The sequence below is a fragment of the Pantoea stewartii genome (assembly GCF_011044475.1).
GTDB classification, from domain to species: Bacteria; Pseudomonadota; Gammaproteobacteria; order Enterobacterales; family Enterobacteriaceae; genus Pantoea; species Pantoea stewartii.
Genome location: NZ_CP049115.1, coordinates 1,740,061 through 1,765,324, shown reverse-complemented (window position 1 = coordinate 1,765,324; position 25,264 = coordinate 1,740,061). Strand labels below are relative to the sequence as shown.

General features: G+C 52.7%; 28 protein-coding genes and 1 other RNA gene. 18 read left to right on the top strand and 11 right to left on the bottom strand.

What is annotated here, in order from left to right; translation table 11 throughout:
* Positions 1-8: 8 nt before the first annotated feature.
* From G5574_RS08365 to smpB, 3 genes are all read right to left on the bottom strand, one after another.
* Entirely contained in the window at positions 9-1,208 is a 1,200-nt protein-coding gene (locus G5574_RS08365; protein WP_164482473.1) for an integrase domain-containing protein, read from the bottom strand.
* Between the two features lie 183 nt (positions 1,209-1,391).
* Positions 1,392-1,754: a transfer-messenger RNA gene (ssrA, locus tag G5574_RS08360) on the bottom strand.
* 43 nt (positions 1,755-1,797) lie between these two features.
* A complete protein-coding gene (gene smpB / locus G5574_RS08355) occupies positions 1,798-2,280 on the bottom strand; it encodes an SsrA-binding protein SmpB (RefSeq protein WP_033740943.1) in 483 nt (160 codons plus the stop codon).
* Between the two features lie 158 nt (positions 2,281-2,438).
* On the opposite strand from smpB, the gene G5574_RS08350 reads away from it, so the two are divergent.
* Both G5574_RS08350 and G5574_RS08345 read left to right on the top strand, forming a co-directional pair.
* On the top strand, positions 2,439-2,873 hold the full coding sequence (locus G5574_RS08350) for a type II toxin-antitoxin system RatA family toxin (RefSeq protein WP_006120491.1): 435 nt from the start codon (positions 2,439-2,441) through the stop codon (positions 2,871-2,873).
* Positions 2,866-3,159 carry an RnfH family protein gene (locus G5574_RS08345; RefSeq protein WP_006120493.1) on the top strand — a complete coding sequence of 98 codons (294 nt, stop codon included), beginning with the start codon at positions 2,866-2,868 and terminating at the stop codon, positions 3,157-3,159. Before G5574_RS08350 ends, G5574_RS08345 begins: the two co-directional genes overlap by 8 nt.
* Before the next feature lie 97 nt (positions 3,160-3,256).
* Here the strand turns inward: G5574_RS08345 and bamE are convergent, their stop codons facing one another.
* The 3 genes from bamE to nadK form a co-directional block, all read right to left on the bottom strand.
* The gene (gene bamE, locus G5574_RS08340; RefSeq protein WP_033740942.1) at positions 3,257-3,604 is read right to left on the bottom strand and encodes an outer membrane protein assembly factor BamE; all 348 of its coding nucleotides are present in this window, start codon (positions 3,602-3,604) and stop codon (positions 3,257-3,259) included.
* Positions 3,605-3,790: 186 nt separating this feature from the next.
* Positions 3,791-5,452 carry a DNA repair protein RecN gene (gene recN / locus G5574_RS08335; RefSeq protein ID WP_164482472.1) on the bottom strand — a complete coding sequence of 554 codons (1,662 nt, stop codon included), beginning with the start codon at positions 5,450-5,452 and terminating at the stop codon, positions 3,791-3,793.
* 84 nt (positions 5,453-5,536) lie between these two features.
* The gene (gene nadK / locus G5574_RS08330) at positions 5,537-6,415 is read right to left on the bottom strand and encodes an NAD(+) kinase (protein WP_006120497.1); all 879 of its coding nucleotides are present in this window, start codon (positions 6,413-6,415) and stop codon (positions 5,537-5,539) included.
* Positions 6,416-6,537: 122 nt separating this feature from the next.
* Between nadK and grpE the strand changes: the two genes are divergently transcribed.
* Complete coding sequence (grpE, locus tag G5574_RS08325) at positions 6,538-7,119, top strand: nucleotide exchange factor GrpE (RefSeq protein ID WP_164482471.1); 582 nt, start codon at positions 6,538-6,540, stop codon at positions 7,117-7,119.
* Positions 7,120-7,166: 47 nt separating this feature from the next.
* Here grpE and ung read toward each other — a convergent pair whose 3' ends face one another.
* Positions 7,167-7,856, bottom strand: a complete 690-nt coding sequence (gene ung, locus G5574_RS08320) for a uracil-DNA glycosylase (protein ID WP_054633312.1) — start codon at positions 7,854-7,856, stop codon at positions 7,167-7,169.
* 257 nt (positions 7,857-8,113) lie between these two features.
* On the opposite strand from ung, the gene grcA reads away from it, so the two are divergent.
* A complete protein-coding gene (grcA, locus tag G5574_RS08315; protein ID WP_039340033.1) occupies positions 8,114-8,497 on the top strand; it encodes an autonomous glycyl radical cofactor GrcA in 384 nt (127 codons plus the stop codon).
* A gap of 208 nt (positions 8,498-8,705) precedes the next feature.
* Here the strand turns inward: grcA and srmB are convergent, their stop codons facing one another.
* The gene (srmB, locus tag G5574_RS08310; protein ID WP_033740936.1) at positions 8,706-10,034 is read right to left on the bottom strand and encodes an ATP-dependent RNA helicase SrmB; all 1,329 of its coding nucleotides are present in this window, start codon (positions 10,032-10,034) and stop codon (positions 8,706-8,708) included.
* Positions 10,035-10,201: 167 nt separating this feature from the next.
* Here srmB and trmN point away from each other — a divergent pair, with 167 nt between their 5' ends.
* Positions 10,202-10,951 carry a tRNA(1)(Val) (adenine(37)-N(6))-methyltransferase TrmN gene (trmN, locus tag G5574_RS08305; protein ID WP_164482470.1) on the top strand — a complete coding sequence of 250 codons (750 nt, stop codon included), beginning with the start codon at positions 10,202-10,204 and terminating at the stop codon, positions 10,949-10,951.
* Here trmN and nadB read toward each other — a convergent pair.
* Positions 10,936-12,597 carry an L-aspartate oxidase gene (gene nadB / locus G5574_RS08300; RefSeq protein ID WP_164482469.1) on the bottom strand — a complete coding sequence of 554 codons (1,662 nt, stop codon included), beginning with the start codon at positions 12,595-12,597 and terminating at the stop codon, positions 10,936-10,938. The two genes, trmN and nadB, sit on opposite strands and share 16 nt — an antisense overlap.
* Before the next feature lie 360 nt (positions 12,598-12,957).
* Here nadB and rpoE point away from each other — a divergent pair, with 360 nt between their 5' ends.
* From rpoE to acpS, 11 genes are all read left to right on the top strand, one after another.
* Positions 12,958-13,536, top strand: a complete 579-nt coding sequence (rpoE, locus tag G5574_RS08295) for an RNA polymerase sigma factor RpoE (protein ID WP_006120509.1) — start codon at positions 12,958-12,960, stop codon at positions 13,534-13,536.
* Between the two features lie 26 nt (positions 13,537-13,562).
* Positions 13,563-14,216, top strand: coding sequence for an anti-sigma-E factor RseA (gene rseA / locus G5574_RS08290; protein WP_164482468.1), 654 nt, complete (start codon positions 13,563-13,565; stop codon positions 14,214-14,216).
* Positions 14,216-15,172 (top strand): sigma-E factor regulatory protein RseB, encoded by a 957-nt coding sequence (gene rseB, locus G5574_RS08285; protein WP_006120511.1) that lies wholly within the window; start codon positions 14,216-14,218, stop codon positions 15,170-15,172. The genes rseA and rseB overlap by 1 nt, the downstream gene beginning before the upstream one ends.
* Positions 15,169-15,633, top strand: a complete 465-nt coding sequence (gene rseC, locus G5574_RS08280) for a SoxR-reducing system protein RseC (RefSeq protein ID WP_039340029.1) — start codon at positions 15,169-15,171, stop codon at positions 15,631-15,633. Before rseB ends, rseC begins: the two co-directional genes overlap by 4 nt.
* 219 nt (positions 15,634-15,852) lie before the next feature.
* Positions 15,853-17,652 carry a translation elongation factor 4 gene (gene lepA, locus G5574_RS08275; RefSeq protein ID WP_039340027.1) on the top strand — a complete coding sequence of 600 codons (1,800 nt, stop codon included), beginning with the start codon at positions 15,853-15,855 and terminating at the stop codon, positions 17,650-17,652.
* A gap of 9 nt (positions 17,653-17,661) precedes the next feature.
* Positions 17,662-18,636 carry a signal peptidase I gene (gene lepB / locus G5574_RS08270; RefSeq protein ID WP_164482467.1) on the top strand — a complete coding sequence of 325 codons (975 nt, stop codon included), beginning with the start codon at positions 17,662-17,664 and terminating at the stop codon, positions 18,634-18,636.
* A gap of 130 nt (positions 18,637-18,766) precedes the next feature.
* Complete coding sequence (rnc, locus tag G5574_RS08265; protein WP_006120517.1) at positions 18,767-19,447, top strand: ribonuclease III; 681 nt, start codon at positions 18,767-18,769, stop codon at positions 19,445-19,447.
* A gap of 48 nt (positions 19,448-19,495) precedes the next feature.
* On the top strand, positions 19,496-20,401 hold the full coding sequence (gene era, locus G5574_RS08260; protein WP_033740928.1) for a GTPase Era: 906 nt from the start codon (positions 19,496-19,498) through the stop codon (positions 20,399-20,401).
* 4 nt (positions 20,402-20,405) lie between these two features.
* Entirely contained in the window at positions 20,406-21,137 is a 732-nt protein-coding gene (gene recO / locus G5574_RS08255; RefSeq protein WP_039340024.1) for a DNA repair protein RecO, read from the top strand.
* A 72-nt stretch (positions 21,138-21,209) separates the two neighbouring features.
* Complete coding sequence (pdxJ, locus tag G5574_RS08250) at positions 21,210-21,941, top strand: pyridoxine 5'-phosphate synthase (RefSeq protein ID WP_033740925.1); 732 nt, start codon at positions 21,210-21,212, stop codon at positions 21,939-21,941.
* Positions 21,941-22,321 (top strand): holo-ACP synthase, encoded by a 381-nt coding sequence (acpS, locus tag G5574_RS08245; protein ID WP_006120525.1) that lies wholly within the window; start codon positions 21,941-21,943, stop codon positions 22,319-22,321. Before pdxJ ends, acpS begins: the two co-directional genes overlap by 1 nt.
* On the opposite strand, the gene G5574_RS08240 is transcribed toward acpS, so the two are convergent.
* Positions 22,318-22,566: a YfhL family 4Fe-4S dicluster ferredoxin gene (locus G5574_RS08240; protein ID WP_033741000.1), complete on the bottom strand. Its 249-nt coding sequence runs from the start codon at positions 22,564-22,566 to the stop codon at positions 22,318-22,320. The two genes, acpS and G5574_RS08240, sit on opposite strands and share 4 nt — an antisense overlap.
* A 513-nt stretch (positions 22,567-23,079) precedes the next feature.
* Between G5574_RS08240 and G5574_RS08235 the strand changes: the two genes are divergently transcribed.
* Positions 23,080-23,457 (top strand): hypothetical protein, encoded by a 378-nt coding sequence (locus G5574_RS08235; RefSeq protein ID WP_033740924.1) that lies wholly within the window; start codon positions 23,080-23,082, stop codon positions 23,455-23,457.
* Positions 23,458-23,570: 113 nt separating this feature from the next.
* Here G5574_RS08235 and G5574_RS08230 read toward each other — a convergent pair whose 3' ends face one another.
* Complete coding sequence (locus tag G5574_RS08230) at positions 23,571-24,410, bottom strand: MurR/RpiR family transcriptional regulator (protein ID WP_006120655.1); 840 nt, start codon at positions 24,408-24,410, stop codon at positions 23,571-23,573.
* Between the two features lie 155 nt (positions 24,411-24,565).
* Between G5574_RS08230 and yfhb the strand changes: the two genes are divergently transcribed.
* Positions 24,566-25,204, top strand: a complete 639-nt coding sequence (gene yfhb / locus G5574_RS08225) for a phosphatidylglycerophosphatase C (protein WP_006120654.1) — start codon at positions 24,566-24,568, stop codon at positions 25,202-25,204.
* The last annotated feature ends 60 nt before the right edge of the window (positions 25,205-25,264 follow it).

The window sequence follows — 25,264 nt, the reverse complement described above, 5'->3', positions numbered from 1 at the left end:
AATTCCTTTTAAGTATTGTTTGAACCTTTAACGAAAGATCCCCACCATGACATTAATTCAACACGTTGTGAAAAATATGTTGAGCGATTATATGCTTTCCTAACTTCATTTCTATCTGTATGAGCTAACGCAGATTCAATCACATCAGGATTGAGTCCGGCTTCGTTCATTGCAGTACTGGCTATAGAACGTAATCCATGAGCAACCAGCTTTCCACCATAACCAATCCGCTTTAATGCTGCATTTGCTGTTTGACTGTTCATTGACTTCTTAGGATCATTTCTGCTTGGAAAAATATGCTCACGACTAAAGCTAATTGGCTTCATTGTTTTTAGAACATCAATCGCTTGAGGTGACAATGGAACAATATGTTCTCGTTTTGCCTTCATACGTTCAGGTGGAATTTTCCATACCTTCATCTCCAGATCAATCTCAGACCACCGAGCTCCTGAAGCCTCAGATGGACGAACAAGTGTAAGGAGTTGCCATTCAATTAGGCAACGACTAGTTAAAGTCAAATTCGATACGAGAAGAGAATGCATTAACTTTGGCAATTCTTCTGGTCGCAATGTTGGCATATTTTGTTTTTTGGGTTTCTCAAAAGCCATTCCAACACCCGAAGCAGGATTAGCATCTATCAATCCTGTGTTGACAGCGTAAATCATAATTTCATTTATACGCTGCACCAAACGACGCACTGTCTCTAATGCTCCTCTTGCTTTTGTAGACTCCAGTGTTTCAACAATCGTCCTTGCCTTAATGTTTTGAACGGGAATTTCACCCAAAGTAGGAAAAACATCTTTTTCCAATGAGCGCCATATATCTTTAGCGTAATCAGGTGTAACACTTTTACTTTTTAGCTGGAACCAGTTATGAGCAACGGTCGAGAAAATACTATCTTGCGCAATTTGTTGCTGTTCCTCAATAGCCTCAGCCTGAATTTGTGGATCTATTCCGTTTGCTAAAAGGGCAAGGTAATCTGCTCTTAAGGCGCGAGCATTAGCGATAGAAAGCGCAGGAAAGGCACCCAAACCTATCATTGTACGTTGCTTAGTCTTTGGACGTTGATAACGAAAGCGCCACAGTTTTTTGCCGCTTGTTTTAACTAATAAAAACAGCCCATCTCCATCGTGCAATGTCAGCTCTTTATCTACTGCTTTTGCACGCAGCACTTCTGTATTGGTCAATGGGCGCGTAGTCCTTGCCATGCCTGTGTTTCCCGCCTGAATTGGTATACGTTATTGGCATACATTCTAACGTATACCAATTCGTATACCAATAATCACCGGATTTAGCCGGATTTGCTCGGACTATTACAGACACAAAAAAGCCCGCAGGGCTTGTGCCGTGCGGGCTTTCAGGATTTCACCGGACGTATCCGGATCATTGTGTGGTGGAGCTGGCGGGAGTTGAACCCGCGTCCGAAATTACTACACCGTCGGCACTACATGCTTAGTCCAGTCTTTACATTCGCCGGTCAGCTGCGGACGGACACGCCACTGACAGACTAGCCTGATTAAGTTTAACGCTTCAACCCCAGGCAGGGCATCCACGCGATCTCTTTTGGGTTTGACCTCTCTTGATCCCCGTCCTAAGAGCGGAGGCTAGGGAGAGAGGGCTCTCAGCAGGTTATTAAGCTGCTAAAGCGTAGTTTTCGTCGTTTGCGACTATTTTTTTGCGGCTTTTTACGAGGCCAACCGCCCCTCGGCATGCTCCTAAGGCTTCACAATCCCGTCGAATCCAGAATCAGCCCCAGAACTTCAAATACTAGCAAAAAAGCGTATCGAATTCCAGTATTTAACGATTGGCATTCTTCATAATACGCGCTTTGTCCATTTGCCATTCACGATCTTTGATGTCGTTACGCTTGTCGTGTTCTTTCTTACCGCGAGCCACGCCGATTTTTAACTTACACCAGGCGTTTTTCCAGTAGAGCGACAGCGCAACAACGGTATAGCCCTCGCGATTAACGCGGCCATACAGTGAATCCAGCTCACGCTTTTTCAACAGCAGTTTACGGCTGCGGGTAGGATCGCAGACTACGTGCGTTGAAGCCACGGCGAGCGGCTGGAAGGTTGAGCCGAACAGATAGGCTTCGCCATCGCGCAGCAAAATGTAGCTGTCGCTGATGTTCGCTTTACCTGCACGGAGTGATTTAACTTCCCATCCCTGTAGCGACAAACCGGCTTCGAACTCTTCTTCAATGAAGTATTCGTGGCGGGCGCGCTTGTTCATGGCAATGGTGGCAGAACCGGGTTTGTGTGCTTTTTTCTTTGTCATAATGCCGCGTATTTTACATCACTTGGTCGGTTATCGCATCCCCAGTCCAGCGGGGCAGCAGGAAACAGGGTATTCTAGCACACCATGACAATGAGGAATTTTTGTTTAATCGCTGAAAATGCTATTATTTAGCGGTTTTGTGACGAACAGGAACCATTATGGCTCAGATTAGTCGTTCGGCGCTGGTCCCCTTTAGCGCCGGACAAATGTACCAACTCGTAAACGATGTCGATGCCTACCCGCAGTTTCTGCCGGGCTGCACCGGTAGCCGCGTGCTGGATGCCTCTGAAAATCAGATGACGGCGTCAGTCGACGTGTCTAAAGCGGGCATCAGTAAAACCTTTACTACCCGTAATACGCTGACCGACAACCAGAGCATTCATATGCAACTGGTCGACGGCCCGTTCCGCAAGCTGACCGGCGGATGGCGCTTTATCGATCTCGGCGATGATGCCTGTAAGGTCGAACTAAGCCTGGAGTTTGAGTTCACCAATATGCTGGTTGAAATGGCATTCGGTCGCATCTTCAAAGAACTGGCCAACAGCATGGTGCAGGCGTTCACGCAACGCGCCAAAGAGGTTTACAGTGCCTGATATCTCGGTTGAGGTGGTGTACGCCCTGCCTGAAAAACAGTATCAGCAGTACGTAAAGCTGGAAGAGGGCAGTACGGTCGAGCAGGCCATCAAAAAATCGGGTTTGCTTGAGCTGCGGCCTGATATCGACCTTGCCAGCAATAAAGTGGGCATTTACAGCCACCCGGTGAAACTGACGGATATCGTGCAGGAAGGCGATCGGGTTGAGATCTACCGTCCGCTGATTGCCGACCCGAAAGAACTGCGTCGTCAACGCGCAGAACGCGCGGCCAGCAGCAAGAAATAACCGGTCAGATCGAAGAACATGAAAAAGGCGCTGATGAGCGCCTTTTTGCTTTCTGCGGGTTAATCACCGCCGCGATGGCGACGGTCAGAATCAACCGTTAGCCTTCTTGCGAGGACAGGGCAGGTTTATTGTCGATGTTGGTCAGCACACCGCTGCGGTCGAAGGTCAACGTCAGTGTCTGCTGTTTGACCTTCTCATGGCCAGGTTCCTGACGGAATACGTAGTACCAGACATTGCTACCAAACGGATCTTTCATCATCGGCGTACCCAGTGTATAGGCCACCTGCTGCTGAGTCATGCCGGTATGAATCTTGGCAACATCATTGGCAACCAGATAGTTTCCCTGATTGATATCGGGACGATAAACCACGCGCTCTAAAGTGGAGCATCCGGCGGTCATCATCAACATTACCACTGCCGCGGCAGTCAGCGTTTTACAGCGCATCTATACATTCCTTTTCTGGGGCCAAACGCCTTTTACAGGCTGTTCTTCTGCCATCAAATTCTGAACTCTGCCTGCGGCAGGCTTTATTATTCAGGCGACAATAGCTGTCGATGATAATAAACCTTTTCGCTATTGGAAACCTCTACAGAGCATGCATATGACCACGCTGTGTTAAAAAAGTGCATATCAGGCGGCTAAAAGTTCTTTAGCATTAGCCAGCGTGTTGCGGGTGACCTCGCTGCCGCCCAGTAAACGCGCCAGTTCCTGCAAACGTGCGCGCTTGTCCAGCGGCTGCATATGGGTTTCCGTCATTTCGCCGTCAGTCTCTTTGCTGACAAAGAAGTGCTGATGTCCGCAACCGGCGACCTGCGGCAGATGCGTAACGCACATCACCTGTGTTGATTCGCCCAACTGGCGCAACATCTTGCCGACGACGGCGGCGGTAGGGCCGCTGATGCCCACGTCAACTTCGTCAAAGATCATCGCCGGGGTTTCCATCTTGCGGGCCGTAATCACCTGAATGGCCAGCGCAATACGTGACAGCTCACCGCCGGAAGCAACTTTGCCCAACGGCTGTAAAGGCTGCCCGGGGTTGGTCGTCACCTGGAAATCAATGCGGCTTGCGCCATCCGCCGTTAACTGATCGGGATTAAACACCAGGTCGATGGCAAAGCGGCCGTGCGGCATCGAAAGCAAATGCATGCTCTGGGTAATTAACTGCTGAAGCTCATCCGCAAAGCGGCTACGTTGTTCGTGCAGTCGTTCCGCGCACTGTAAGGCCGCCTGATAATGTTCGGTGACCAACGTTTGCAGACTTTCCTGATCGCTTTCCTGCTGGGATAACAACTCTGCTTCATCCAGCAATTGCTGATGGAGAGCGGGTAAGCCTTCCGGCGTGACATGGTGCTTACGCGCCAGCGCGATTTGCCGCGAGATACGCTGTTCCAGTTCATAAAGGCGATTGGGATCCAGATCGAGGCTGTCGCAGTAGTGACGCAGTTCGTCGCTGGCTTCGCTCAACTGAATGGCCGCTTCTTCCAGCAGGTTATAAACCCCGCTGACCTTGTCATCCAGTGCGGTAAGCTCTGACAGCATCTGGCGTGCGCTGTACAGCATACTGTTGAGGTTGGTGTCATCGCTGTCCGCCAGAAGCTGAAGTGCCTGCTGGCTGGTTGAAAGCAGCTGTCCGCTGTTGGCCAGGCGTTTGTACTCTTCGTCGATCTGCTCGAACTCACCTCCCTGCGGGGCAAACTCGTTCAGTTCTTTGAGCTGGTATTGCAGTAATTCGCGACGGGATTCACGTTCCTGCGCCTGCTGCTGATGCTGCGCCAGAGTACGGCAGCTCTGATGCCAGGTCTGATACGCCGCATGCATCTCAACCAGCAGCGCGTCATGCCCGGCATAGGCATCCAGCAGGTGTTTTTGATGGTCGGGCTTGAGCAGCAACTGGTGCGCGTGCTGGCCATGAATCTGAATCAGCAACTGGCCTAAATCGCGAAGCTGTGAAAGCGGAACCGCCGTGCCGTTAATAAAACCGCGTGAGCGGCCATCGGCACTGATCACGCGGCGCAACAGGCACTCATTGCCATCATCCAGTTGGTTGTCGCTGAGCCAGCGCTGAGCGGAAGGCGAGGCTTTGATTTGAAAGCGCGCGCATAAATCTGCGCGGTTGGCACCCTGACGCACCATATCGGCATCCGCGCGACCGCCGAGGCACAATCCGAGCGCATCGATAGCAATAGATTTACCGGCACCGGTTTCACCGGTAATGGCCGTCATGCCACGTTGAAAATCAATGTCGAGCTCACGAACGATAGCGAAATTGCTGATGGTCAGTTGTGCCAGCATAGCGTCACCTGTATGAATAAACACATATGGTTTTTCATACAGTATAAACTGGTTTTTTATCCAGTAAAGAGGGCGCGCTCACTTTCAGAACAATTTTTTTGACCAGCCCAGTTTGGAACTCAGCGTGTTGAAATAGCTGTAGTTTTTGGGATGGATAAGATTGAGATGGTTTTCGCTGCGGCGGACCAGCACATCTTCCCCTTCCTGAATAGGCAGCGCAATCTGGCTGTCGCAGCTGATTTCCAGGTCGTTGCGGCGGGCCGAAAAGCGCAGGCGAATGGTGCTGCTGCTGTTAATCACCAGAGGCCGGGCCGATAAGGTGTGCGGAAACATGGGCACAATCGTTATCGCGTCCAGCGACGGCGTTAAGATCGGGCCCCCTGCGGACAGGGAATAGGCCGTAGATCCGGTCGGCGTAGAAATGATCAGGCCGTCTGAGCGCTGTGAAAAGGCAAACACCTCATCAATGTACACTTCAAACTCGATCATGTGGGCGACTTTGCCCGGATGGAGTACCACTTCATTAATTGCGCTGCCGATGCGGGGTGAACAGTCGGTTTTGCATACCTGCGCTTCCAGCAGAAAGCGGCTTTCCACAAAATAATTGCCGTTCAGCACGTCATCAAGCTGATGGTGCGCGTTATCCGGATCCAGATCCGTCAGAAATCCCAGATTGCCGCGGTTGATGCCAATCACTTTTATGTCATACCGCGCCAGTACTCTGGCTGCGCCTAGCATATTACCGTCACCGCCGACCACGACGGCTAAATCCGCCTGCTGGCCGATTTCTGCCAGCGTGCCAGTCTGGACATCGTCCAGTGAGAGTTCCTGCGCAATCTGCTGTTCGACAATGACACGGTAGCCCTTACCGGTCAGCCAGCGGCACAGCATTTCATGCGTGGTGAGCGCGGTGGGGTGGCGTGGATGGCCCACAATTCCAATGCAGTTAAAGTGTTTGTTCATCGAGTGGGTCTTCCTCATAAGCCAAATCGGCACGATGATGTGACGTGTTCCCTTGAAACCGCCAAACCAATCCCCATAATAAGCCAACCAGCGAAGTGAATGTGCAAAACGCGGAGAAATTCATGAGTAGTAAAGAACAGAACACCCCAAACGAGCAAGTCTCAGACGAAATTCAACAGGAACAACAGCAACCTCAGGACGCGGAGACAGCAGGTGAGGTGGATCCGCGTGATGAGCGCATTGCTCAGCTCGAAGCTGAGTTAGCGCAGTTGCAGAACGGCGTGCGTGACGCGCAGCTGCGTGCACAGGCAGAGATTGAAAATGTGCGTCGTCGTACCGAGATGGACATTGAAAAAGCGCACAAATTTGCGCTGGAGAAGTTTGCCAACGAGCTGCTTCCGGTGATTGACAGCCTGGAGCGTGCGCTGGAGCTGGCGAACAAAGAAGATGAGAAATCCGCTTCGATGGTGGAAGGCATTGAGCTGACGCTGAAATCGCTGCTGGGCGCAGTGCGTAAATTCGGTGTTGAAGTGGTCGGTGAAACCGGCGTGCCGTTCAACCCTGAAGTCCATCAGGCGATGTCGATGATGGAATCTGACGATGTCGAGCCTAACCACGTGATGATGGTGATGCAACGCGGTTATACCCTGAATGGGCGTCTACTGCGTCCGGCCATGGTTGCAGTGGCCAAGGCGAAAGCCTGATTGTAGCCTCATCTCACAACGGCCGCGCACTGACGCGGCCGTTGTGTTCAGGCTGCCGGGTCAGGTAAAACCGGTGTCCAGTCAACAGGATCTCTGCCGCTTTCTTTTAACAGGGCGTTAGTTTTTGAGAAATGCTGGCAGCCAAAAAAGCCGCGGTGTGCCGAAAGGGGAGAAGGATGCGGTGCCTGCAACACATGATGGCGCTGGCGATCAATGATGCTGCCTTTCTTCTGCGCATGCGAACCCCACAGTAAAAAGATTACCCCTTCACGCTGCGCGTTAATCGCGTCAATCACCCTGTCGGTAAAGGTTTCCCAGCCCAGCCGGGCATGAGAATGCGCTTTGCCCGCTTCCACCGTTAACACGGTATTCAGCAACAGCACGCCTTGCTCTGCCCAACTGGCCAGATAGCCATGACTGGGTTTCTCAAAGCCCGGAATATCCTGCTGCAGCTCTTTATACATGTTCTGAAGGGAAGGCGGAATGGGCACGCCCGGCAATACAGAAAAAGCCAGACCATGTGCCTGATTCGGCCCGTGGTAAGGATCCTGACCCAAAATCACCACTTTCACATCGCCTAACTCCGTTAAGCGAAAGGCATTAAAGACGTCTTTCTGCGGCGGATAAACGGTCACGCCTGCAGCCCGCTGGTTGGCGACCTGTTTCAGGGTTTCAATGAAATAGGGCTTCTCTTTCTCTTCAGCCAGCACATCGTGCCAGGTCAGCTTTGCAGCCATAATCAACTCCCTTGTGTTCTGAACGCTAAGCTTAGCTGTTCAGTATCCAGACATGAAGCCTAAAATTATTTTAAAAATTCAATAAAATTTAGTCCCTCTACGTTTTAAAAATCAATCGCTTAGCAATGTGGCCAAAAAGTGCCCGATTGTACTTGATTCAGGTCAAAACTAACGTCATGAGCGAGTGATATACCAGTTGCTCATCATTGATTTATTGACGGTATTGGTCCAGCCAATGCCTTGCAGGAGAAACTGAGATGATCACAGGTATTCAAATTACCCAGTCACACAATCCGGCCTTAGTGAATTCGTTCTGGCTGTTAGATGAAGAAACCGCTCAGGCACGTTGTCTGTGTGCCGTAGCAGGCTATCAGGACGATCAGATTGTCGCGATTGGTGAGTTAGGGGACATGGCTTACCGTGAAGTACCGGTCGAGATTAAACCCCAGGTACGCGTGGAAGGCGGTCAGCACTTAAACGTTAACGTCCTGCGCCGTGAAACGCTGGAAGACGCCGTGAAACATCCTGAGAAGTATCCGCAGCTGACCATTCGTGTTTCCGGGTATGCCGTGCGCTTTAATTCGCTGACGCCTGAACAGCAGCGTGACGTCATTGCCCGAACCTTTACGGAAAGTTTATAAACTGGCTGTGTGCTGAAATAAAACGCAGCGCCAGAAGGACAAATTCCTACGCGTTAACAGACAGATAGAACATGACTGTCATCGGGTGAAATATCCAGCCGGGCGGCTTTATGATGTTTGATGCTGAATGGAGACGAAACCGGGCTTTAGCCACCTGAACAATGAAAAATCGCCTCTCAGGAGGCGATTTTTTTAGAAGCGTGCTGTTTTATTCCGCATTCTCACTGCCGGATGAGCTACCACTTGGCTTGCGGCGTTTACCGACATTTTTAAGATCGCGATGGCGTTTTTTCACCCGCGGTTTCTCTTCTTCTTTGGCTTTTCGCTCTGCACGCTTTGCAAGCGCCTTTTTCGACGGTTTTCCGGTGGTTTTTGGCGAAGGCGCACGCGTGACCGGACGCAGCTCGTCAATCACCCGTGCTTTAATCGGCTCGTCAACGTAGCGGCTGACTTTACCCAGCAGCAGATGGTCATGGGCTTCGACCAGCGAAATGGCGATGCCTTTACGACCGGCACGGCCCGTACGGCCGATGCGGTGCAGATAGGTATCCGCCGTGCGTGGCATATCGAAGTTAATCACGTGGCTCACATCCTCCACGTCAATCCCGCGTGCGGCGATATCGGTGGCGACCAGCACGTTTACCCGACCTTCCACCAGACGTTTAATCGCCTCATTGCGTTTAGCCTGGACCATTTCCCCTTCCAGGTAGCTGGTGCGGATTCCGGCATCATGCAGCCAGCTGACCAGTTCATGCAGGCGTTCACGTTTACGCACAAACACAATGGATCGGGTCACTTCCGGCTGCTTTAACAGGTGAACCAGCAGTTTGGTTTTGTGCTCAAGATCGTCGGCGCGGTGATACCACTGCTGAATTTTCTTACGCTCGCGACGGCTGGGATCGGCTTCCAGTTCAACCGGTTCGTTGAGCAGGCGCTCGGCAAAATCTTTAATATGCTCGCCTTCCAGCGTAGCGGAGAACAGCATTGTCTGTTTACGCCAGCGCGTTTCACCCGCGATGGTTTCGATATCCTGGGCAAAACCCATGTCCAGCATGCGGTCTGCTTCATCCAGAATCAGCGTTTCCACTGCGCGGCAGTCAAAGTTTTCTTCTTTGATGTACTGCAGCAGACGGCCGGTGGTGGCAACCACAACGTCCTGATTTTCGCTGAACACTTCGGCGTGGTTCATAAAGGCCACGCCGCCGGTAATAGTGGCGATATCCAGATGCGTATGTTTCGCCAGTTCCCGCGCCTGGTCGGCAACCTGCATCGCCAGTTCACGGGTGGGCGTTAAAATTAAAATACGTGGCGGGCCAGACTTCTTGCGTGGAAAATCGAGCAGGTGCTGCAACGCCGGTAATAAATACGCGGCGGTTTTCCCGGTCCCGGTAGGTGCCGAACCCAGAACGTCGCGGCCCTCCAGCGCGGGGGGAATGGCAGCAGCCTGAATTGCTGTCGGGCGCGTATAGCCTTTCTCCTGCAGCGCTTCAAGCAGGCTTTCGTCGAGTTCAAGTTCGGAAAATGTGGTTACGGTCATGTTCTACCTCAGTTTGGGGCGCTGATTATAGACAGATCGGACATAATCTTCATCTGTTTATCGGTATTGACTGCGTCAGATTACGTCAACGGCGTGAATTCCCCAACCTGGCACGTTACACTTGGCGCCAGCTATACGGCAGAAAAACAGGTGAATGGTCGCTGAGTATGATGCAGGACAAGCCGCAGGCGCGGCCGCAGTTAAAAAAGAACGGGTTTACCTTCAAGCAGTTTTTTGTCGCACACGACCGCTGTGCAATGAAGGTCGGTACTGATGGCATTCTGCTGGGCGCGTGGGCACCGGTCGCCGGGGTAAAGCGCATCCTTGATATCGGTACCGGTTCGGGCCTGATTGCGCTGATGCTGGCACAGCGAACGCATGCTGATGTGGTGATCGATGCGGTGGAGCTCGATGCCGACGCTGCGCAACAGGCCAGCGAGAATGCTTGTCAGTCACCCTGGGCTGCGCGTATTCATGTTCATCAACAGGATATTGCGCAGTGGGCGGAAAACAGCAATACGCGCTATTCACTGATCGTCAGTAATCCGCCTTACTTTACACCTGGCGTGGCCTGCTCAACGTCGGCACGCGACAGCGCACGCGCGACCGGTACCTTAAACCATCAGACCTTATTACGTTGCGCAGCGTTGCTCATAGAAGAAGAGGGCTTCTTTTGTGTGATATTGCCTGAGACGACAGGGCAGGAGGTGATTGCGCAGGCACAATCGGAGGGCTGGCATCTGCGCTTTCGCTTCGATGTGGCGGAATATGCTCACCGTCCGCCGCATCGTGTATTGCTGGGGTTTTCACCCAGTCCGGGTGAAACCCTGTTTGAACGCCTGGCTATCCGCGATGCCGACCGGCAGTATTCTGACGCCTGGCAAAGCCTGACGCGTGACTTCTATTTGTTTATGTGATCGCCGGGCTGCAGGACGGTCGGTTGCGCTTCCGCCAGCGTATCGGGATAGTCGCGAATAAAATGCAGCCCGCGGCTCTCTTTGCGTTGCAGCGCACAACGCACCATCAGCTCTGCCACCTGTACCAGGTTGCGCAGTTCCAGCAGGTTGTTTGAGAGCCGGAAGTGGCGATAGTACTCGTCGATTTCCTGTTGAAGCAGGCTGATGCGGCGCAACGCGCGTTCCAGCCGCTTAGTGGTACGGACAATGCCGACATAATCCCACATAAACAGCCGTAGTTCATGCCAGTTATGCTGAATGACCACGCGCTCATCGGCATCATCCACCTGGCTTTCATCCCAGGCCGGTAAACGATCTACGGTCTCCGTTTCAGGTAAGATCCGCATCAGATCCTCCGCGGCAGACCAGCCATATACCAGACACTCCAGGACAGAATTTGAGGCGAGGCGGTTGGCACCGTGCAGCCCGGTATAACTGACTTCACCGATTGCATATAAACAATCGATGTCGGTGCGGCCATGCCGATCGACGACCACGCCACCACAGGTGTAATGCGCGGCGGGCACCACAGGGATTCTGTCCTTTGTCAGATCAAAGCCAAAGGTCAGCAGTTTTTCGTAAATCATCGGGAAGTGGGAACGGATGAAGGCCGGCGGCTGGTGGCTGATATCCAGATACATGCAGTCTACGCCCAGCCGTTTCATTTCATGATCGATGGCGCGGGCGACGATATCGCGCGGGGCCAGCTCCGCGCGTTCGTCGAAGTCAGGCATAAACCGCGAACCATCGGGCCGCACCAGCCAGGCGCCTTCGCCGCGCAGGGCTTCCGTCAGCAGAAAGTTTTGCGCCTGCGGATGAAACAGGCAGGTAGGGTGAAACTGGTTAAATTCCAGGTTAGCGACCTGGCATCCTGCTCGCCAGGCCATCGCAATGCCGTCACCAGAGGCGACATCAGGATTCGTGGTGTACTGATAAACTTTGGCCGCGCCGCCCGTGGCCAGCACGACGGCGCGCGCCTGGCAGGTTTCGACCCGTTCGCGATTGCGGTTCCAGATCCAGGCCCCCATTACCCGGCGGGGGCCCGGTAAGCCCAGTTTGTCTGACAGGATCAGATCCACCGCGTTAGTGCGTTCCAGGATGCGGATATTCGGATGACGCAACGCCTGGCCGACCAGCGTGGTTTCCACTTCCCGGCCGGTGGCGTCGGCGCTGTGCAGAATACGGCGATGGCTGTGGCCGCCTTCTCGCGTCAGGTGGTAACGCATTTCACCGCCGGCCTGAGGATCGGTATCAAACGCCACGCCATGATCGATCAGCCACTGCACGCAGTGCCGCGCATTGCTGGCGACAAATGAAACGGCCTCACGATCGCACAAGCCCGCCCCGGCAATCAGCGTGTCTTCAACGTGAGAATCCACGCTGTCAGTTTCATCAAACACTGCCGCAATGCCGCCCTGCGCATACAGCGTTGAGCCTTCATTAACCTGCGCTTTACTGAGCACAGTGACCCGGTAATGCGAGGCCAGCCGCAACGCCAGTGACAGTCCCGCCGCACCGCTGCCCACAATAAGCACATCACACTGATAATCTGAGGGGGAGAATGTTGTCATAGTGTTTAATTTACTAAACAAGAATGACCCGAGCATAAGCCTTTGATGGTTTTTTGTGAAGTATTTTGAACACGCAAGCAGGCGTAATAGCGGACTAAATCTAATTTATGAGATATATCAAATGGTTAGTCATTTAACCGTTTAAAATCTGTTTTTCATACCAAACTTAATCGAATACAAGGATTTAAAGATGAAAAAGCGGCTGTCATAGGTTACTCTGCCTGCGATTTGCGCGTGTTACATTGAACGAAAATCAACAAACTGTGTAATCCTGCAGCAAAGCGGCCGAAAATGAACTTTTCGCCACGTAATGACTCAAAGCGCATGCTTGCTCAATAGCTGTGTGCTGGCAGTTCCTTAACGCATAAGAAAGTATTTGGGGAGACTTTACCTCGGATGAGCGAGCAGTTAGCGGACCAGGTTCTGGTTGAACGGGTTCAGAAGGGGGATCAAAAAGCTTTCAACTTACTGGTGATCCGTTACCAGCATAAAGTCGCGAGCCTGGTCTCACGGTATGTGCCTTCAGGCGATGTGCCTGACGTCGTTCAGGAATCATTTATTAAGGCGTATCGGGCACTGGATTCTTTCCGTGGCGATAGCGCGTTTTACACCTGGCTGTATCGGATTGCCGTGAATACAGCCAAAAACTATCTGGTTGCTCAGGGACGCCGTCCGCCTTCCAGCGATGTTGATGCAATTGATGCGGAAAATTTCGAAAGTGCGGGTGCGTTAAAAGAAATTTCGAACCCTGAGAACTTAATGTTGTCTGACGAACTGAAACAAATCGTCTTTCGTACCATTGAGGCGCTTCCTGAGGACTTGCGAATGGCAATTACCCTCAGGGAACTTGACGGTCTGAGCTATGAAGAGATCGCCGTCATTATGGATTGCCCGGTGGGCACGGTAAGGTCACGTATTTTCCGTGCACGTGAGGCCATTGATAATAAAGTTCAACCGCTTATCCAACGTCAGTGATAACGGCTACTGGAAGGGTATTAGGCATGCAGAAAGAAAAACTTTCCGCTTTAATGGATGGTGAGGCTTTAGATAACGCGCTGATTTCAGCCCTGTCTAAGGATGCAGATCTACAAAAAAGCTGGGAACGCTACCATCTGATTCGCGATACCATGCGCGGCGATGTTGGTGAACACCTGCATTTTGATATTTCTGCTCGCGTTGCCGCTGCCATCGAAAACGAGCCACAGCGTAATGTGACGTCCCTGATTCCTGAAGCACAGCCCGAGCCTTCTCGCTGGGAAAAAATGCCGTTCTGGCACAAAGTTCGCCCCTGGGCGGCCCAGATTACGCAGGTCGGCGTCGCCGCCTGTGTTTCCCTGGCGGTAATTGTGGGTGTTCAGCACTATAACCAACCCACCAACGGCAGCGTGGAAATCTCTGACTCACCGGTATTCAACACCTTGCCAGTGATGGGCAAAGCGTCACCTGTCAGTCTGGGTGTCCCCTCGGATATGTTTGGTTCAGGCAATGCCTCACAACAGGTGCAGGACCAGCGTCGCCGCGTGAACGCCATGCTGCAGGACTACGAACTTCAGCGTCGTCTGCACGCCGATCAGCTGCAGTTCGAAACCAATGCGCCAAAACAAGCGCAGGCCAATGTACCGGGTAATCAGTCATTAGGAATGCAGCAGCAGTAATGAAGCCGCTATGGTATGCCGTTAGTCTTCTGACGGGCAGCCTGTTGTGGTCCACTGCCGCCCCAGCGCAGGTTTCTGCGTCTGGGGCGTTATTACAGCAGATGGAGCAGGCAAGTCAGACGCTCAACTACGAATTCGCCTACATCAACGTTTCCCGTCTTGGTATGGAATCGCTCCGTTATCGTCACGCAGTAATCGACGATCGCGTCTATGCACAAATTCTGCAGATGGACGGTCCGCGTCGCGAAGTCATTCAGCGCGGCAACGACATCAGCTATTTCGAACCGGGTATTGAGCCTTTCTCGCTTCCCGGCAATCACATCGTCGATGCGTTGCCATCGATTATCTACGCCGACTTTGCCAAACTTGATGCGGCTTATGACTTTATTACCGTCGGCCGTTCCCGCATTGCCGATCAGATGTGTGATGTGGTGCGCGTAGTGTCGCGCGATGGCACGCGCTACAGCTATGTTGTATGGCTGGATGTGGATACCAAGCTACCGCTGCGCGTGGATCTGCTGGATCGTGACGGTGAAACGATGGAACAGTTTCGCGTGATCAGCTTCGCGGTGGATGATGGCGTACGCAACCTGATGCAGGGCCTTGAAAAGGCCAATCTGCCGCCGTCGCTCTCGTTAACCAAATCAGACAACGCGACGCTGGACTGGGAGCCCGCCTGGCTTCCCGCAGGGATGACGCTCGTTTCCCAAAGCCGGCGTATGCTTCCCGCGTTAAATAAATCCCTTGAATCCCGGCTGTACAGCGATGGTCTGTTTAGCTTTGCTGTAAACGTTACGCCGGCAGATAAAAACAGCGTCGCACAGACATTGCGCACGGGACGTCGTACGGTGGAAACCGTAATACGCGATAATTACGAAATTACGGTCGTTGGCGAGTTACCGCCTGCGACGGCCAAACGTATCGCGGACAGTGTTAATCCTGGGGCAAAAAAATGATGAGAGAATGGGCCACCGTGGTGGCATGGCAGGATGGTATCGCCACACTGCATACCGAAGCCAAAACCTCCTGCAACAGCTGCCAGGCACGTAAAGGCTGTGGCAGCCATATGCTGAATAAGCTGGGGCCAAAGAATGCGCATGTGATGCAAATCGCCAGCAGCAAGCCCCTGGCTCCGGGCCAACGTGTCGAACTGGGCATCAAAGAGAGCAGCCTGCTCGGTTCGGCACTGCTGGTATACATGACGCCGCTGTTTGGCCTGTTTCTGTTCGCGGGGCTGTTCCAGGCCCTGTTCGGCAGCGACCTAGCCGCCGCCTGCGGCGCGCTGTTAGGCGGAGTTGGCGGCTTTATCGTCGCCAAAGGCATTTCCATGAAATTTGGCGATCGTGAGGCCTTCCAGCCGGTTATCCTCAATATCGCCTTGCCCCCAGATGCGCTTCGTGTTGAAAGCGAAGCCTGACCCCTGCTTAAGCCGCACTTGTTGCGGCTTTTGTCTTAAGCCTGACGCGCAAAAAACTGTTTCGTTTCCACGACGTTCCATTCTTTTATGCGCGGCCTTAACAGTGTAATATGCGTCGTCATTAATGAGGCTGACAGGATTGTGGGTTAAGAGCGATCTTCCTGAATGTGTCTGTGCTCAGGTTTCTAACTGATTCTCTACGTGAAGATATCTCTATAAATGAAGCACATAAGAAATTTCTCCATCATCGCCCACATTGACCACGGTAAATCCACGCTCTCTGACCGCTTGATTCAGATCTGTGGCGGATTAACTGACCGCGAGATGGCCGCGCAGGTTCTGGACTCAATGGACCTTGAGCGTGAACGTGGTATTACCATCAAAGCACAGAGCGTGACGCTCGATTACAAAGCCCAAGACGGCGAAACTTACCAGCTCAATTTTATCGACACGCCGGGACACGTTGACTTCTCATACGAAGTTTCCCGCTCACTGGCCGCCTGTGAGGGTGCGCTGCTGGTGGTGGATGCCGGACAGGGCGTTGAAGCGCAAACCCTGGCTAACTGCTACACCGCGATTGAGATGGATCTGGAAGTCGTGCCGGTGCTGAATAAAATCGATTTGCCTGCCGCCGATCCTGAACGTGCTGCACAGGAAATCGAAGATATTGTCGGTATTGATGCCACCGATGCCGTGCGTTGCTCGGCGAAAACCGGTGTCGGCGTACCTGAAGTGCTTGAGCGCCTGGTGCGCGATATTCCGCCACCAGAAGGCGATCCGGAAGGGCCGCTGCAGGCACTGATTATCGACTCCTGGTTCGATAACTACCTGGGTGTTGTCTCGCTGGTTCGTGTAAAAAACGGCACCATGCGTAAAGGCGATAAAATCAAGGTACTGAGTACCGGCCAGGTTTATAACGCCGATCGACTGGGCATTTTCACGCCGAAGCAGGTTGACCGCACTGAACTGAACTGTGGCGAAGTTGGCTGGCTGGTCTGCGCCATTAAAGACATTCTGGGCGCGCCGGTGGGCGATACCCTGACAACAGCACGTAACCCGGCGGACAAAGCGCTGCCTGGCTTTAAAAAAGTGAAGCCGCAGGTTTACGCCGGTCTGTTCCCAATTAGTTCTGATGACTACGAAGCGTTTCGTGATGCGCTGGGCAAGCTGAGCCTGAACGATGCTTCTCTGTTCTACGAGCCAGAGAGTTCAACCGCGCTGGGCTTTGGCTTCCGTTGCGGCTTCCTGGGTCTGCTGCACATGGAGATCATTCAGGAACGTCTGGAACGTGAGTACGATCTCGATCTGATCACGACCGCACCGACGGTGGTGTACGAAGTGGAAACCACGGGCGGCGAAGTCATTTATGTGGACAGCCCCTCGAAGCTGCCACCGCTCAATAACATTGAAGAGTTGCGTGAACCGATTGCGGAGTGTCACATGCTGCTGCCGCAGGAATACCTGGGCAACGTGATTACGCTGTGCATCGAGAAACGTGGCGTTCAGACAAATATGGTTTACCACGGCAATCAGGTTGCGCTGACCTATGAGATTCCAATGGCTGAAGTGGTGCTCGACTTCTTTGACCGTTTGAAATCAACATCGCGCGGCTATGCTTCACTGGACTACAATTTTAAACGTTTTCAGGCCTCTGACATGGTGCGCGTCGACGTGCTGATTAACTCAGAACGCGTTGATGCGCTGGCGCTGATTACCCACCGTGATAACGCACCTTATCGTGGACGTGAGCTGGTTGAGAAAATGAAAGACCTCATCCCACGTCAACAATTTGATATTGCGATTCAGGCGGCAATCGGCAACCACATTATCGCTCGCTCAACCGTCAAACAGCTGCGTAAGAACGTCCTTGCCAAGTGTTACGGCGGTGACGTCAGTCGTAAGAAAAAGCTGTTGCAGAAGCAGAAAGAGGGTAAGAAGCGAATGAAGCAGGTCGGTAACGTTGAACTGCCGCAGGAAGCATTCCTCGCCATTCTGCATGTCGGAAAAGACAGCAAATAAGGATCTTAAATGGCTAATATGTTCGCGCTAGTCCTGGCGATAGCGACATTGATTACTGGTATTCTCTGGGTGATCGATCGTATCAAGTGGGCACCACAGCGCCGGGCGCTGCAGGCGGCGGCACAGGCGCAGTCAGGCGGCACGCTCGATAAAAAAACGCTGGCAAAAATGGCACCTAAGCCGGGCTGGATTGAAACCGCTGCCTCCGTATTTCCGGTGCTGGCCGTGGTATTCTTTGTGCGCTCATTTGTGTATGAGCCTTTCCAGATCCCGTCAGGCTCGATGATGCCCACGCTGCTGATTGGTGACTTTATTCTGGTCGAGAAGTTTGCTTACGGCATTAAAGACCCGATTACGCAAACCACGCTGATCCCCACCGGGCATCCTAAGCGTGGCGATATTGCGGTCTTTAAATACCCAAAAGATCCCAGCCTGGACTACATCAAGCGCGTGATTGGCCTGCCGGGCGATCGTGTAACCTATGATCCCTACAGTAAAACGCTGACTATTAATCCGGCCTGCGATAATGGCAAGCCTTGCAGCAAAGCGTTGCCCGTCACCTACAGCAACATTGAGCCAAGCAAGTTTGTTCAGACGTTTAGCGGGTTTGATGGTAACGAAGCCGGTAACGGGTTCTACCAGGTGCCGCTGAATGAAACCATGCGCGGTGGATTACGTCTGGCCATGCGCAAAGAAACGCTGGGCAATGTGACGCATGACATTCTGTTGGTGACGGAAGCACAAAGCCAGGCGAGCATGTACTATCAGCAGCCCGGCCAGCCGCAGGCGAGCTGGGTTGTGCCGCAGGGGCAGTATTTCATGATGGGTGATAACCGTGACAACAGCGCCGACAGTCGCTACTGGGGCTTTGTTCCCGAGCGCAATCTGGTCGGTAAAGCGGTCGCCATCTGGATGAGCTTTGAAAAACAAGAAGGCCAGTGGCCAACCGGCGTACGACTGAGTCGTATCGGCGGTATCCATTAAGCCAGCCTGAGAGTCAGGCAAAATAGGGTGGCCTCCGTCATGGGGGCCACTGCACACCAAACAGAATGTGTTGGATTCTCAGCCCTGTTTGGTATGCAGAGTGACAGACGCAAAACAGAACTGGAATCGCATGAACCCCATCCTGATTAACAAGCTTCAGCGCAAACTGGGCTACACTTTTACACATTCTGAACTTTTACAGCAGGCGTTGACGCATCGCAGCGCCAGTAGCAAGCATAACGAACGCCTGGAGTTTTTAGGCGATTCGATTCTGAGCTACGTGATTGCAAATGCGCTCTACCACCGTTTTCCGCGTGTGGATGAGGGCGACATGAGCCGCATGCGCGCGACGCTGGTGCGCGGTAATACGCTGGCAGAGATGGCGCGTGAATTCGATTTGGGTGAATGCCTGCGTCTGGGGCCCGGCGAATTAAAAAGCGGCGGCTTCCGTCGTGAATCTATTCTGGCAGACACCGTGGAAGCGCTGATTGGTGGTGTCTTCCTCGACAGTAATATTCAGACGGTCGAAAAGCTGATCCTTGACTGGTATCAGACGCGCCTGGACGAAATCAGTCCGGGTGATAAACAAAAAGATCCGAAAACGCGCCTGCAGGAATACCTGCAGGGCCGTCATCTGCCGCTGCCAAGTTACTTAGTGGTGCAGGTTCGCGGCGAAGCCCACGATCAGGAATTTACCATTCACTGTCAGGTGAGTGGCATGGCAGAACCGGTGGTGGGCGTGGGCTCCAGCCGCCGTAAAGCTGAACAAGCAGCGGCTGAACAGGCGCTGATTAAACTTGGTCTGGAATAACAGTATTATCCCGGCGCCGCAACCAGCGCTGAAAACCTCAGGACTCGAATGAGCGAAAATGTTACATACAGCGGCTTTGTCGCGATAGTTGGCCGGCCTAACGTCGGTAAATCCACCTTACTGAACCAGTTACTGGGGCAGAAGGTTTCAATTACGTCGCGTAAGCCGCAAACCACCCGTCACCGCATTATGGGCATCCATACGGAAGGCGCTTATCAGGCGATTTACGTGGATACGCCCGGCCTGCATATGGAAGAGAAGCGAGCGATCAACCGCCTGATGAACCGTGCGGCCAGCAGTTCTATCGGTGACGTTGAACTGATCATCTTTGTGGTTGAAGGCACGCGCTGGACGCCCGACGACGAGATGGTGTTAAACAAGTTGCGCGATGGCAAAGTGCCGGTTCTGCTGGCGATCAATAAAATCGACAACATCCAGGATAAAAGCGTCCTGTTACCGCATCTGCAGTTCCTCAGCGAGCAGATGAACTTTATTGATATCGTGCCGGTTTCGGCCGAAAGCGGTAAAAATGTCGACACTATCGCCGCCATCGCCCGCAAGCATCTGCCGGAATCTGACCATCACTTCCCGGAAGATTACATTACCGATCGCTCACAGCGCTTTATGGCATCCGAAATTATCCGTGAAAAGCTGATGCGTTTCCTCGGTGCGGAACTGCCTTACTCGGTCACAGTCGAAATCGAACAGTTTGTGTCTAACGCGCGTGGCGGTTATGACATCAACGGTTTGATTCTGGTCGAGCGCGAAGGGCAGAAAAAAATGGTGATTGGCAATAAAGGCGCCAAAATCAAAACCATTGGTATTGAAGCGCGTAAGGACATGGAAGAGATGTTCGATGCCAAAGTGCATCTCGAACTGTGGGTTAAAGTTAAATCCGGCTGGGCAGATGACGAACGTGCGCTGCGTAGTCTGGGTTACACAGACGATCTCTGAATAAATGGAAGGCTGGCAACGCGCCTTTGTGCTGCATAGTCGTCCTTTCAGCGAAACCAGTCTGCTGCTTGACCTGTTTAGTGAAAGTGAAGGCCGTGTTCGTGTCCTGGCAAAAGGAGCACGATCACGGCGTTCTCAGTTAAAAGGCACACTTCAGCCTTTTACCCCGCTGCTGGTGCGCTGGAGCGGCCGTGGTGAGGTGAAAACGCTGCGCAATGCCGAAGCGGTTTCGCTTGCTCTCCCCCTCAGTGGTATCACGCTTTACTGCGGCCTGTACGTCAACGAGCTGTTGTCTCGGGTACTCGAACAGCACATCCCCTTTTCCGACCTGTTTTTTGACTATCTGCAATGTATCCAGACGCTGGCCGCCGCCGAGGGTTCACCCGAACCTGCACTGCGTCGTTTCGAGCTGGCGCTGTTGGGGCACCTTGGCTATGGCGTGGATTTCCTGCACTGCGCAGGCAGTGGTGAACCGGTCAGTGAAGACATGACCTACAGCTACCGGGAAGAGAAGGGCTTCATCGCCAGTCTGGTGCTCAATCAGCGCAGCTTTACAGGTAAACACCTGCAGGCGCTCTCCACGCGTGAATTTCCCGATGCGGATGCCCTGCGCGCGGCGAAGCGCTTTACCCGCATGGCGCTAAAACCCTATCTGGGGGGCAAACCGTTAAAAAGTCAGGAGCTTTTCCGTCAGTTTACACCGAAAAAAAAGCCCGATATTGCCGGCGAGCCCTGATGCGGGTCGTAGCGGAATCGCATCACGGCGCGTTACACTCCATACAATGACCATAATGAACCGAGGATTGTCATGGCTGAGTTACTGTTAGGCGTTAACATCGACCACATTGCTACCGTCCGCAACGCGCGTGGCACCCATTACCCTGATCCGGTCCAGGCGGCCTTTATCGCCGAACAGGCGGGCGCGGATGGGATCACGGTGCACCTGCGGGAAGATCGCCGCCACATTACCGACCGCGACGTGCGTATTCTGCGTGATACCATCGAAACGCGGATGAATCTCGAAATGGCGGTCACCGATGAGATGCTGAACATCGCGTGTGATATCAAACCGCACTTCTGCTGCCTGGTGCCGGAAAAGCGTGAGGAAGTGACCACCGAAGGCGGACTGGATGTCGCCGGACAACAGGAAAAACTTAATGCCGCGGTAAAAAAACTCAGTGAGGCGGGCATTTTGGTATCCCTGTTTATCGATCCCGATCACCGGCAAATCGAAGCGGCTGTCACCAGCGGCGCGCCTTATATTGAAATTCATACCGGTGCCTATGCTGAAGCCCCTGAAGGCCCGGCACGCGACGCTGAGCTGGCCCGGATTCGTCAGGCGGCCACCTTTGCGGCCAGCCGCGGATTAAAAGTTAACGCCGGTCACGGTCTGACTTACCACAACGTCCTGCCGATTGCCGCGCTGCCGGAAATGCATGAGCTGAACATCGGTCATGCGATCATTGGTCGGGCGGTGATGAGCGGCCTGCCTGACGCCGTCAAAGCCATGAAACAGCTGCTGCGAGAAGCGCGTCGCTAATGGCTATTCTGGGACTGGGCAGCGATATCGTCGAAATAGAGCGGATTGCCGATGTGATTTCTCGCTCTGGCGATCGACTGGCGCGTCGCGTGCTGAGTGAGGCCGAATGGCAGCAGTATCAGCAGCATCGTCAGCCGGTGCGTTTTCTGGCTAAACGTTTCGCCGTTAAAGAAGCGGCAGCCAAAGCGTTTGGCACCGGCATTCGCGGCGGACTGGCATTCAATCAGTTTGAAGTTTACAACGATGCGCTGGGTAAACCGCTCCTGCGTTTTTTCGATCATGCTGCTGAGGTGGCGCAGCGGCTGGGTGTACAGCATGTCCATGTCACCCTGGCCGACGAGCGCCACTATGCCTGTGCTACGGTCATTATCGAAAGCTAACCGTGCAGGGCAACAAACTTATCCCACAGCGCATCGCGTGATTCGATGTGCTGGGGATCCGTCACAATGGTGTTATCAATAGGGCAAACCCGCTGGCAGGTCGGCACATCATAATGTCCCACACATTCGGTACAGCGGCTCACCTCAATCTCATAAATCATCTCACCCATCGAAATAGCCTGGTTCGGGCATTCGGGTTCACACATATCGCAGTTAATGCATCGTTCTGTAATCAGTAAAGACATCGCGGTTTCCCAATCGATAAATACTTTTTGTCGTTTTGGCGACATAATCTGTTGCGGTAGTAAATATTCCTGATGAGATATGTCGAACCCTTAGACGACTTTTGTAACTTTCAAATTGCAAGCCTGGCTGGTCATTAACATAAAGTTGGAATGTTAAAGGTCATGCGGAGTCGGCTGACAGTAGCATATTCTTTCAACGTCAAACATGATGCGAATAACTAAAAAAAGTGATACGCACCATTAATGTTCGTTACTTACTGATTATTCGATAATTTAACTCTATATAGTCTTCATGGAGAGTAAGCATAAAAGTATAACTTTTAGCAAATTCAGCGATACACGTGCGGGGACAGCGCCGCGTGTAGAAAAAACCACCACAGCGAGAATTGTAAGGATTATGCAGAAAAAAGGGGTGATAGAAATATTTTGTCATAAAAATGACAGAGATCAGGTGCGTGATTAAGAGTTTTCCGATAATATGCATTCATCAATAATATCGATGGATTGTGTCAGGTGAAAAAAAGAATTTTTTTGATAGCCGGCGTGGCTGTTCTGGCTGCAACAACCGCTTATGGAAGCTTATCCGCGGGTGGATCTCGGCCTGATTTCGTTACAGCAGCAGAAAATAAAACGAATAACTTCCTGCAATACAGCTATGGTAAGGGTAAATGTAAAGCTGCGCCCGGAACGGCATTGAGCTGGGACATGGAATGTAAGTATGACGGTGGCAAGAAAGTGGTTAAATTCGCTCTCTACTCCGCTGAGCATGCAACAAAAAAATCTGTTGATACCTTTTATCTCGTTGCAAAAAATCAGGCTGCAGTCGACTCAGCCAGCACAGGTATGGGGCAATACTTGCCTATTTCTACGCAAGATATAAGCAGTAGTTAGTCGGCCTTAATACACAGCTAATACTCAATTCAGTTTTAGAAGCCAGCGATATCGCTGGCTTCCTTCATTGTACTTTGCAACAATCGCAATATCAGATGCGTTTTCCCTTCTTCCTAAATCAGCTTCTTCACCAGCGCCTCGCTGTGGCGAATATGGCTGGACGCGCGCTCAGGATCGTTCTGTACCAGCGCCATAAAGAGCAGGTCCGTTAACGCCAGCTGGGCGGTAGTCGAGGAGATCGCGGCGCTGCGCGTACTCTGTTCTTCTGCAACGGTGTACAGGCAGTGCGTGGCGCACTGCTGCAAAGTGTTAGGCGTGAAGCCGGTAAAGGCCAGCACGTCCGCGCCCACCCGCACTGCTTCCTGCGCGGCCAGGTTAATCTCACGACGTTCACCCGTGTAAGAGATCGCCAGCAGCACATCGCCGGATGACATGGCCTGTACGCTGGCCAGCAGCGCGTGCATGTCCTGCTCCGCGACGGCATTGATGCCAATCTTCATCAGCTTCCAGGAAAAATCCTTTGCCACCAGGCCGGATGCGCCGATTCCGACCAGTAAAATACGGCGTGCGCGCTTAAGCAGCTGCAAGACGGCATTCAGCTTCTCTTCGCTATTGATATCCAGGGTCGCGCGAATGGCCGACAGCTTTTCTGTCAGTAATTTTTCACCCACAGCCTTAAGGGGATCGTCACTGAGGATCTGATTATGCACGGTGATGGCATCTTTATCGGCCAGCGATTCGCTCAGTGCCAGCTTGAGTGCCGGAAAACCTTTGTATCCCAGTTTTTGCGCAAACTTAACGACGCTGGACTGACTGACGCCAGCTTCTTCTGCCAGCTTTTGTGAACTTAAATGCCGTGCCCGATCCGGTTGTGACAGTAAAAAATCCGCCAGCCGGCGTTCGTTCAGCGCCAGTGAAGGATAAAGCTGGCGAATGCGCAGCAATGAACTCATGCCCAGTCCTCATGATGTAGCGGTGCGTCCGCAAGGAATAAATGATTCTAAAAGCATTGTAGCCACTGGAATAAAAAATGACAGTCATCGCCTCGCTGCGCGAAGATGACTACAATAGAGGCTGTTGATGCATATTCGTTAAAAAGGAGAGCTGTTTGACCAACGAGAGACAACGTCGCGTGGTGTTTTTCGACCTTGATGGCACATTGCACCAACAGGATATGTTTGGCACTTTCATGCGCTATTTGCTGCGCCGCAAGCCCCTGAATCTGCTACTGGTCGTGCCTTTGCTGCCCGTCGTCGGCGCAGGGCTGCTGTTCAAAGGGCGTGCGGCCCGCTGGCCGATGAGCCTGTTACTCTGGTCAATCACCTTTGGCCGATCTGAAACCACCCTGTTACGACTGGAGGCCGAGTTTGCTCAGTGGTTTCGCCAGCGCGTGAAAGCGTTTCCGGTGGTGCAGAAGCGTCTCAGCGAGTACCTCAGCAGCGATGATGCGGATGTGTGGCTGATTACGGGCTCGCCGCAGTCGCTGGTGGAGCAGGTCTATTACGATTCGGCGTTTCTGCCCAGAGTAAAGTTGATTGCCAGCCAGATGCAGCGCGGCCTGGGTGGGCGCGTACTGAAATTGCGCTGTCTGGGACACGAAAAAGTGGTGCAGTTAGAAGAGCAAATCGGCACACCACTGCAACTCTATAGTGGTTACAGCGACAGCAAGCAGGACAACCCGTTATTGTTCTTTTGTCAGCACCGCTGGCGCGTCACGCCGGCGGGTGAATTGCAGCAGTTAGAATAACCTGTACTGTGCTTCGGTTTTGCCGGCATGCCCGGTATAATGCGCCGCTTTTTGCTGCCG

Bases quoted from the DNA above. Each gene is read 5' to 3' on its own strand.
- era (WP_033740928.1), top strand. From the start codon at position 19,496: ATGAGCGAAAATGTTACATACAGCGGCTTTGTCGCGATAGTTGGCCGG.
- lepA (WP_039340027.1), top strand. From the start codon at position 15,853: ATGAAGCACATAAGAAATTTCTCCATCATCGCCCACATTGACCACGGT.
- pdxJ (WP_033740925.1), top strand. From the start codon at position 21,210: ATGGCTGAGTTACTGTTAGGCGTTAACATCGACCACATTGCTACCGTC.
- trmN (WP_164482470.1), top strand. From the start codon at position 10,202: ATGATGCAGGACAAGCCGCAGGCGCGGCCGCAGTTAAAAAAGAACGGG.
- bamE (WP_033740942.1), bottom strand. From the start codon at position 3,604: ATGCGCTGTAAAACGCTGACTGCCGCGGCAGTGGTAATGTTGATGATG.
- grcA (WP_039340033.1), top strand. From the start codon at position 8,114: ATGATCACAGGTATTCAAATTACCCAGTCACACAATCCGGCCTTAGTG.
- rseC (WP_039340029.1), top strand. From the start codon at position 15,169: ATGATGAGAGAATGGGCCACCGTGGTGGCATGGCAGGATGGTATCGCC.
- rpoE (WP_006120509.1), top strand. From the start codon at position 12,958: ATGAGCGAGCAGTTAGCGGACCAGGTTCTGGTTGAACGGGTTCAGAAG.
- recO (WP_039340024.1), top strand. From the start codon at position 20,406: ATGGAAGGCTGGCAACGCGCCTTTGTGCTGCATAGTCGTCCTTTCAGC.
- G5574_RS08365 (WP_164482473.1), bottom strand. From the start codon at position 1,208: ATGGCAAGGACTACGCGCCCATTGACCAATACAGAAGTGCTGCGTGCA.
- rseA (WP_164482468.1), top strand. From the start codon at position 13,563: ATGCAGAAAGAAAAACTTTCCGCTTTAATGGATGGTGAGGCTTTAGAT.
- smpB (WP_033740943.1), bottom strand. From the start codon at position 2,280: ATGACAAAGAAAAAAGCACACAAACCCGGTTCTGCCACCATTGCCATG.
- nadB (WP_164482469.1), bottom strand. From the start codon at position 12,597: ATGCTCGGGTCATTCTTGTTTAGTAAATTAAACACTATGACAACATTC.
- rseB (WP_006120511.1), top strand. From the start codon at position 14,216: ATGAAGCCGCTATGGTATGCCGTTAGTCTTCTGACGGGCAGCCTGTTG.
- G5574_RS08230 (WP_006120655.1), bottom strand. From the start codon at position 24,410: ATGAGTTCATTGCTGCGCATTCGCCAGCTTTATCCTTCACTGGCGCTG.
- lepB (WP_164482467.1), top strand. From the start codon at position 17,662: ATGGCTAATATGTTCGCGCTAGTCCTGGCGATAGCGACATTGATTACT.
- grpE (WP_164482471.1), top strand. From the start codon at position 6,538: ATGAGTAGTAAAGAACAGAACACCCCAAACGAGCAAGTCTCAGACGAA.
- G5574_RS08240 (WP_033741000.1), bottom strand. From the start codon at position 22,566: ATGTCTTTACTGATTACAGAACGATGCATTAACTGCGATATGTGTGAA.
- srmB (WP_033740936.1), bottom strand. From the start codon at position 10,034: ATGACCGTAACCACATTTTCCGAACTTGAACTCGACGAAAGCCTGCTT.
- G5574_RS08350 (WP_006120491.1), top strand. From the start codon at position 2,439: ATGGCTCAGATTAGTCGTTCGGCGCTGGTCCCCTTTAGCGCCGGACAA.
- nadK (WP_006120497.1), bottom strand. From the start codon at position 6,415: ATGAACAAACACTTTAACTGCATTGGAATTGTGGGCCATCCACGCCAC.
- acpS (WP_006120525.1), top strand. From the start codon at position 21,941: ATGGCTATTCTGGGACTGGGCAGCGATATCGTCGAAATAGAGCGGATT.
- ung (WP_054633312.1), bottom strand. From the start codon at position 7,856: ATGGCTGCAAAGCTGACCTGGCACGATGTGCTGGCTGAAGAGAAAGAG.
- recN (WP_164482472.1), bottom strand. From the start codon at position 5,452: ATGCTGGCACAACTGACCATCAGCAATTTCGCTATCGTTCGTGAGCTC.
- rnc (WP_006120517.1), top strand. From the start codon at position 18,767: ATGAACCCCATCCTGATTAACAAGCTTCAGCGCAAACTGGGCTACACT.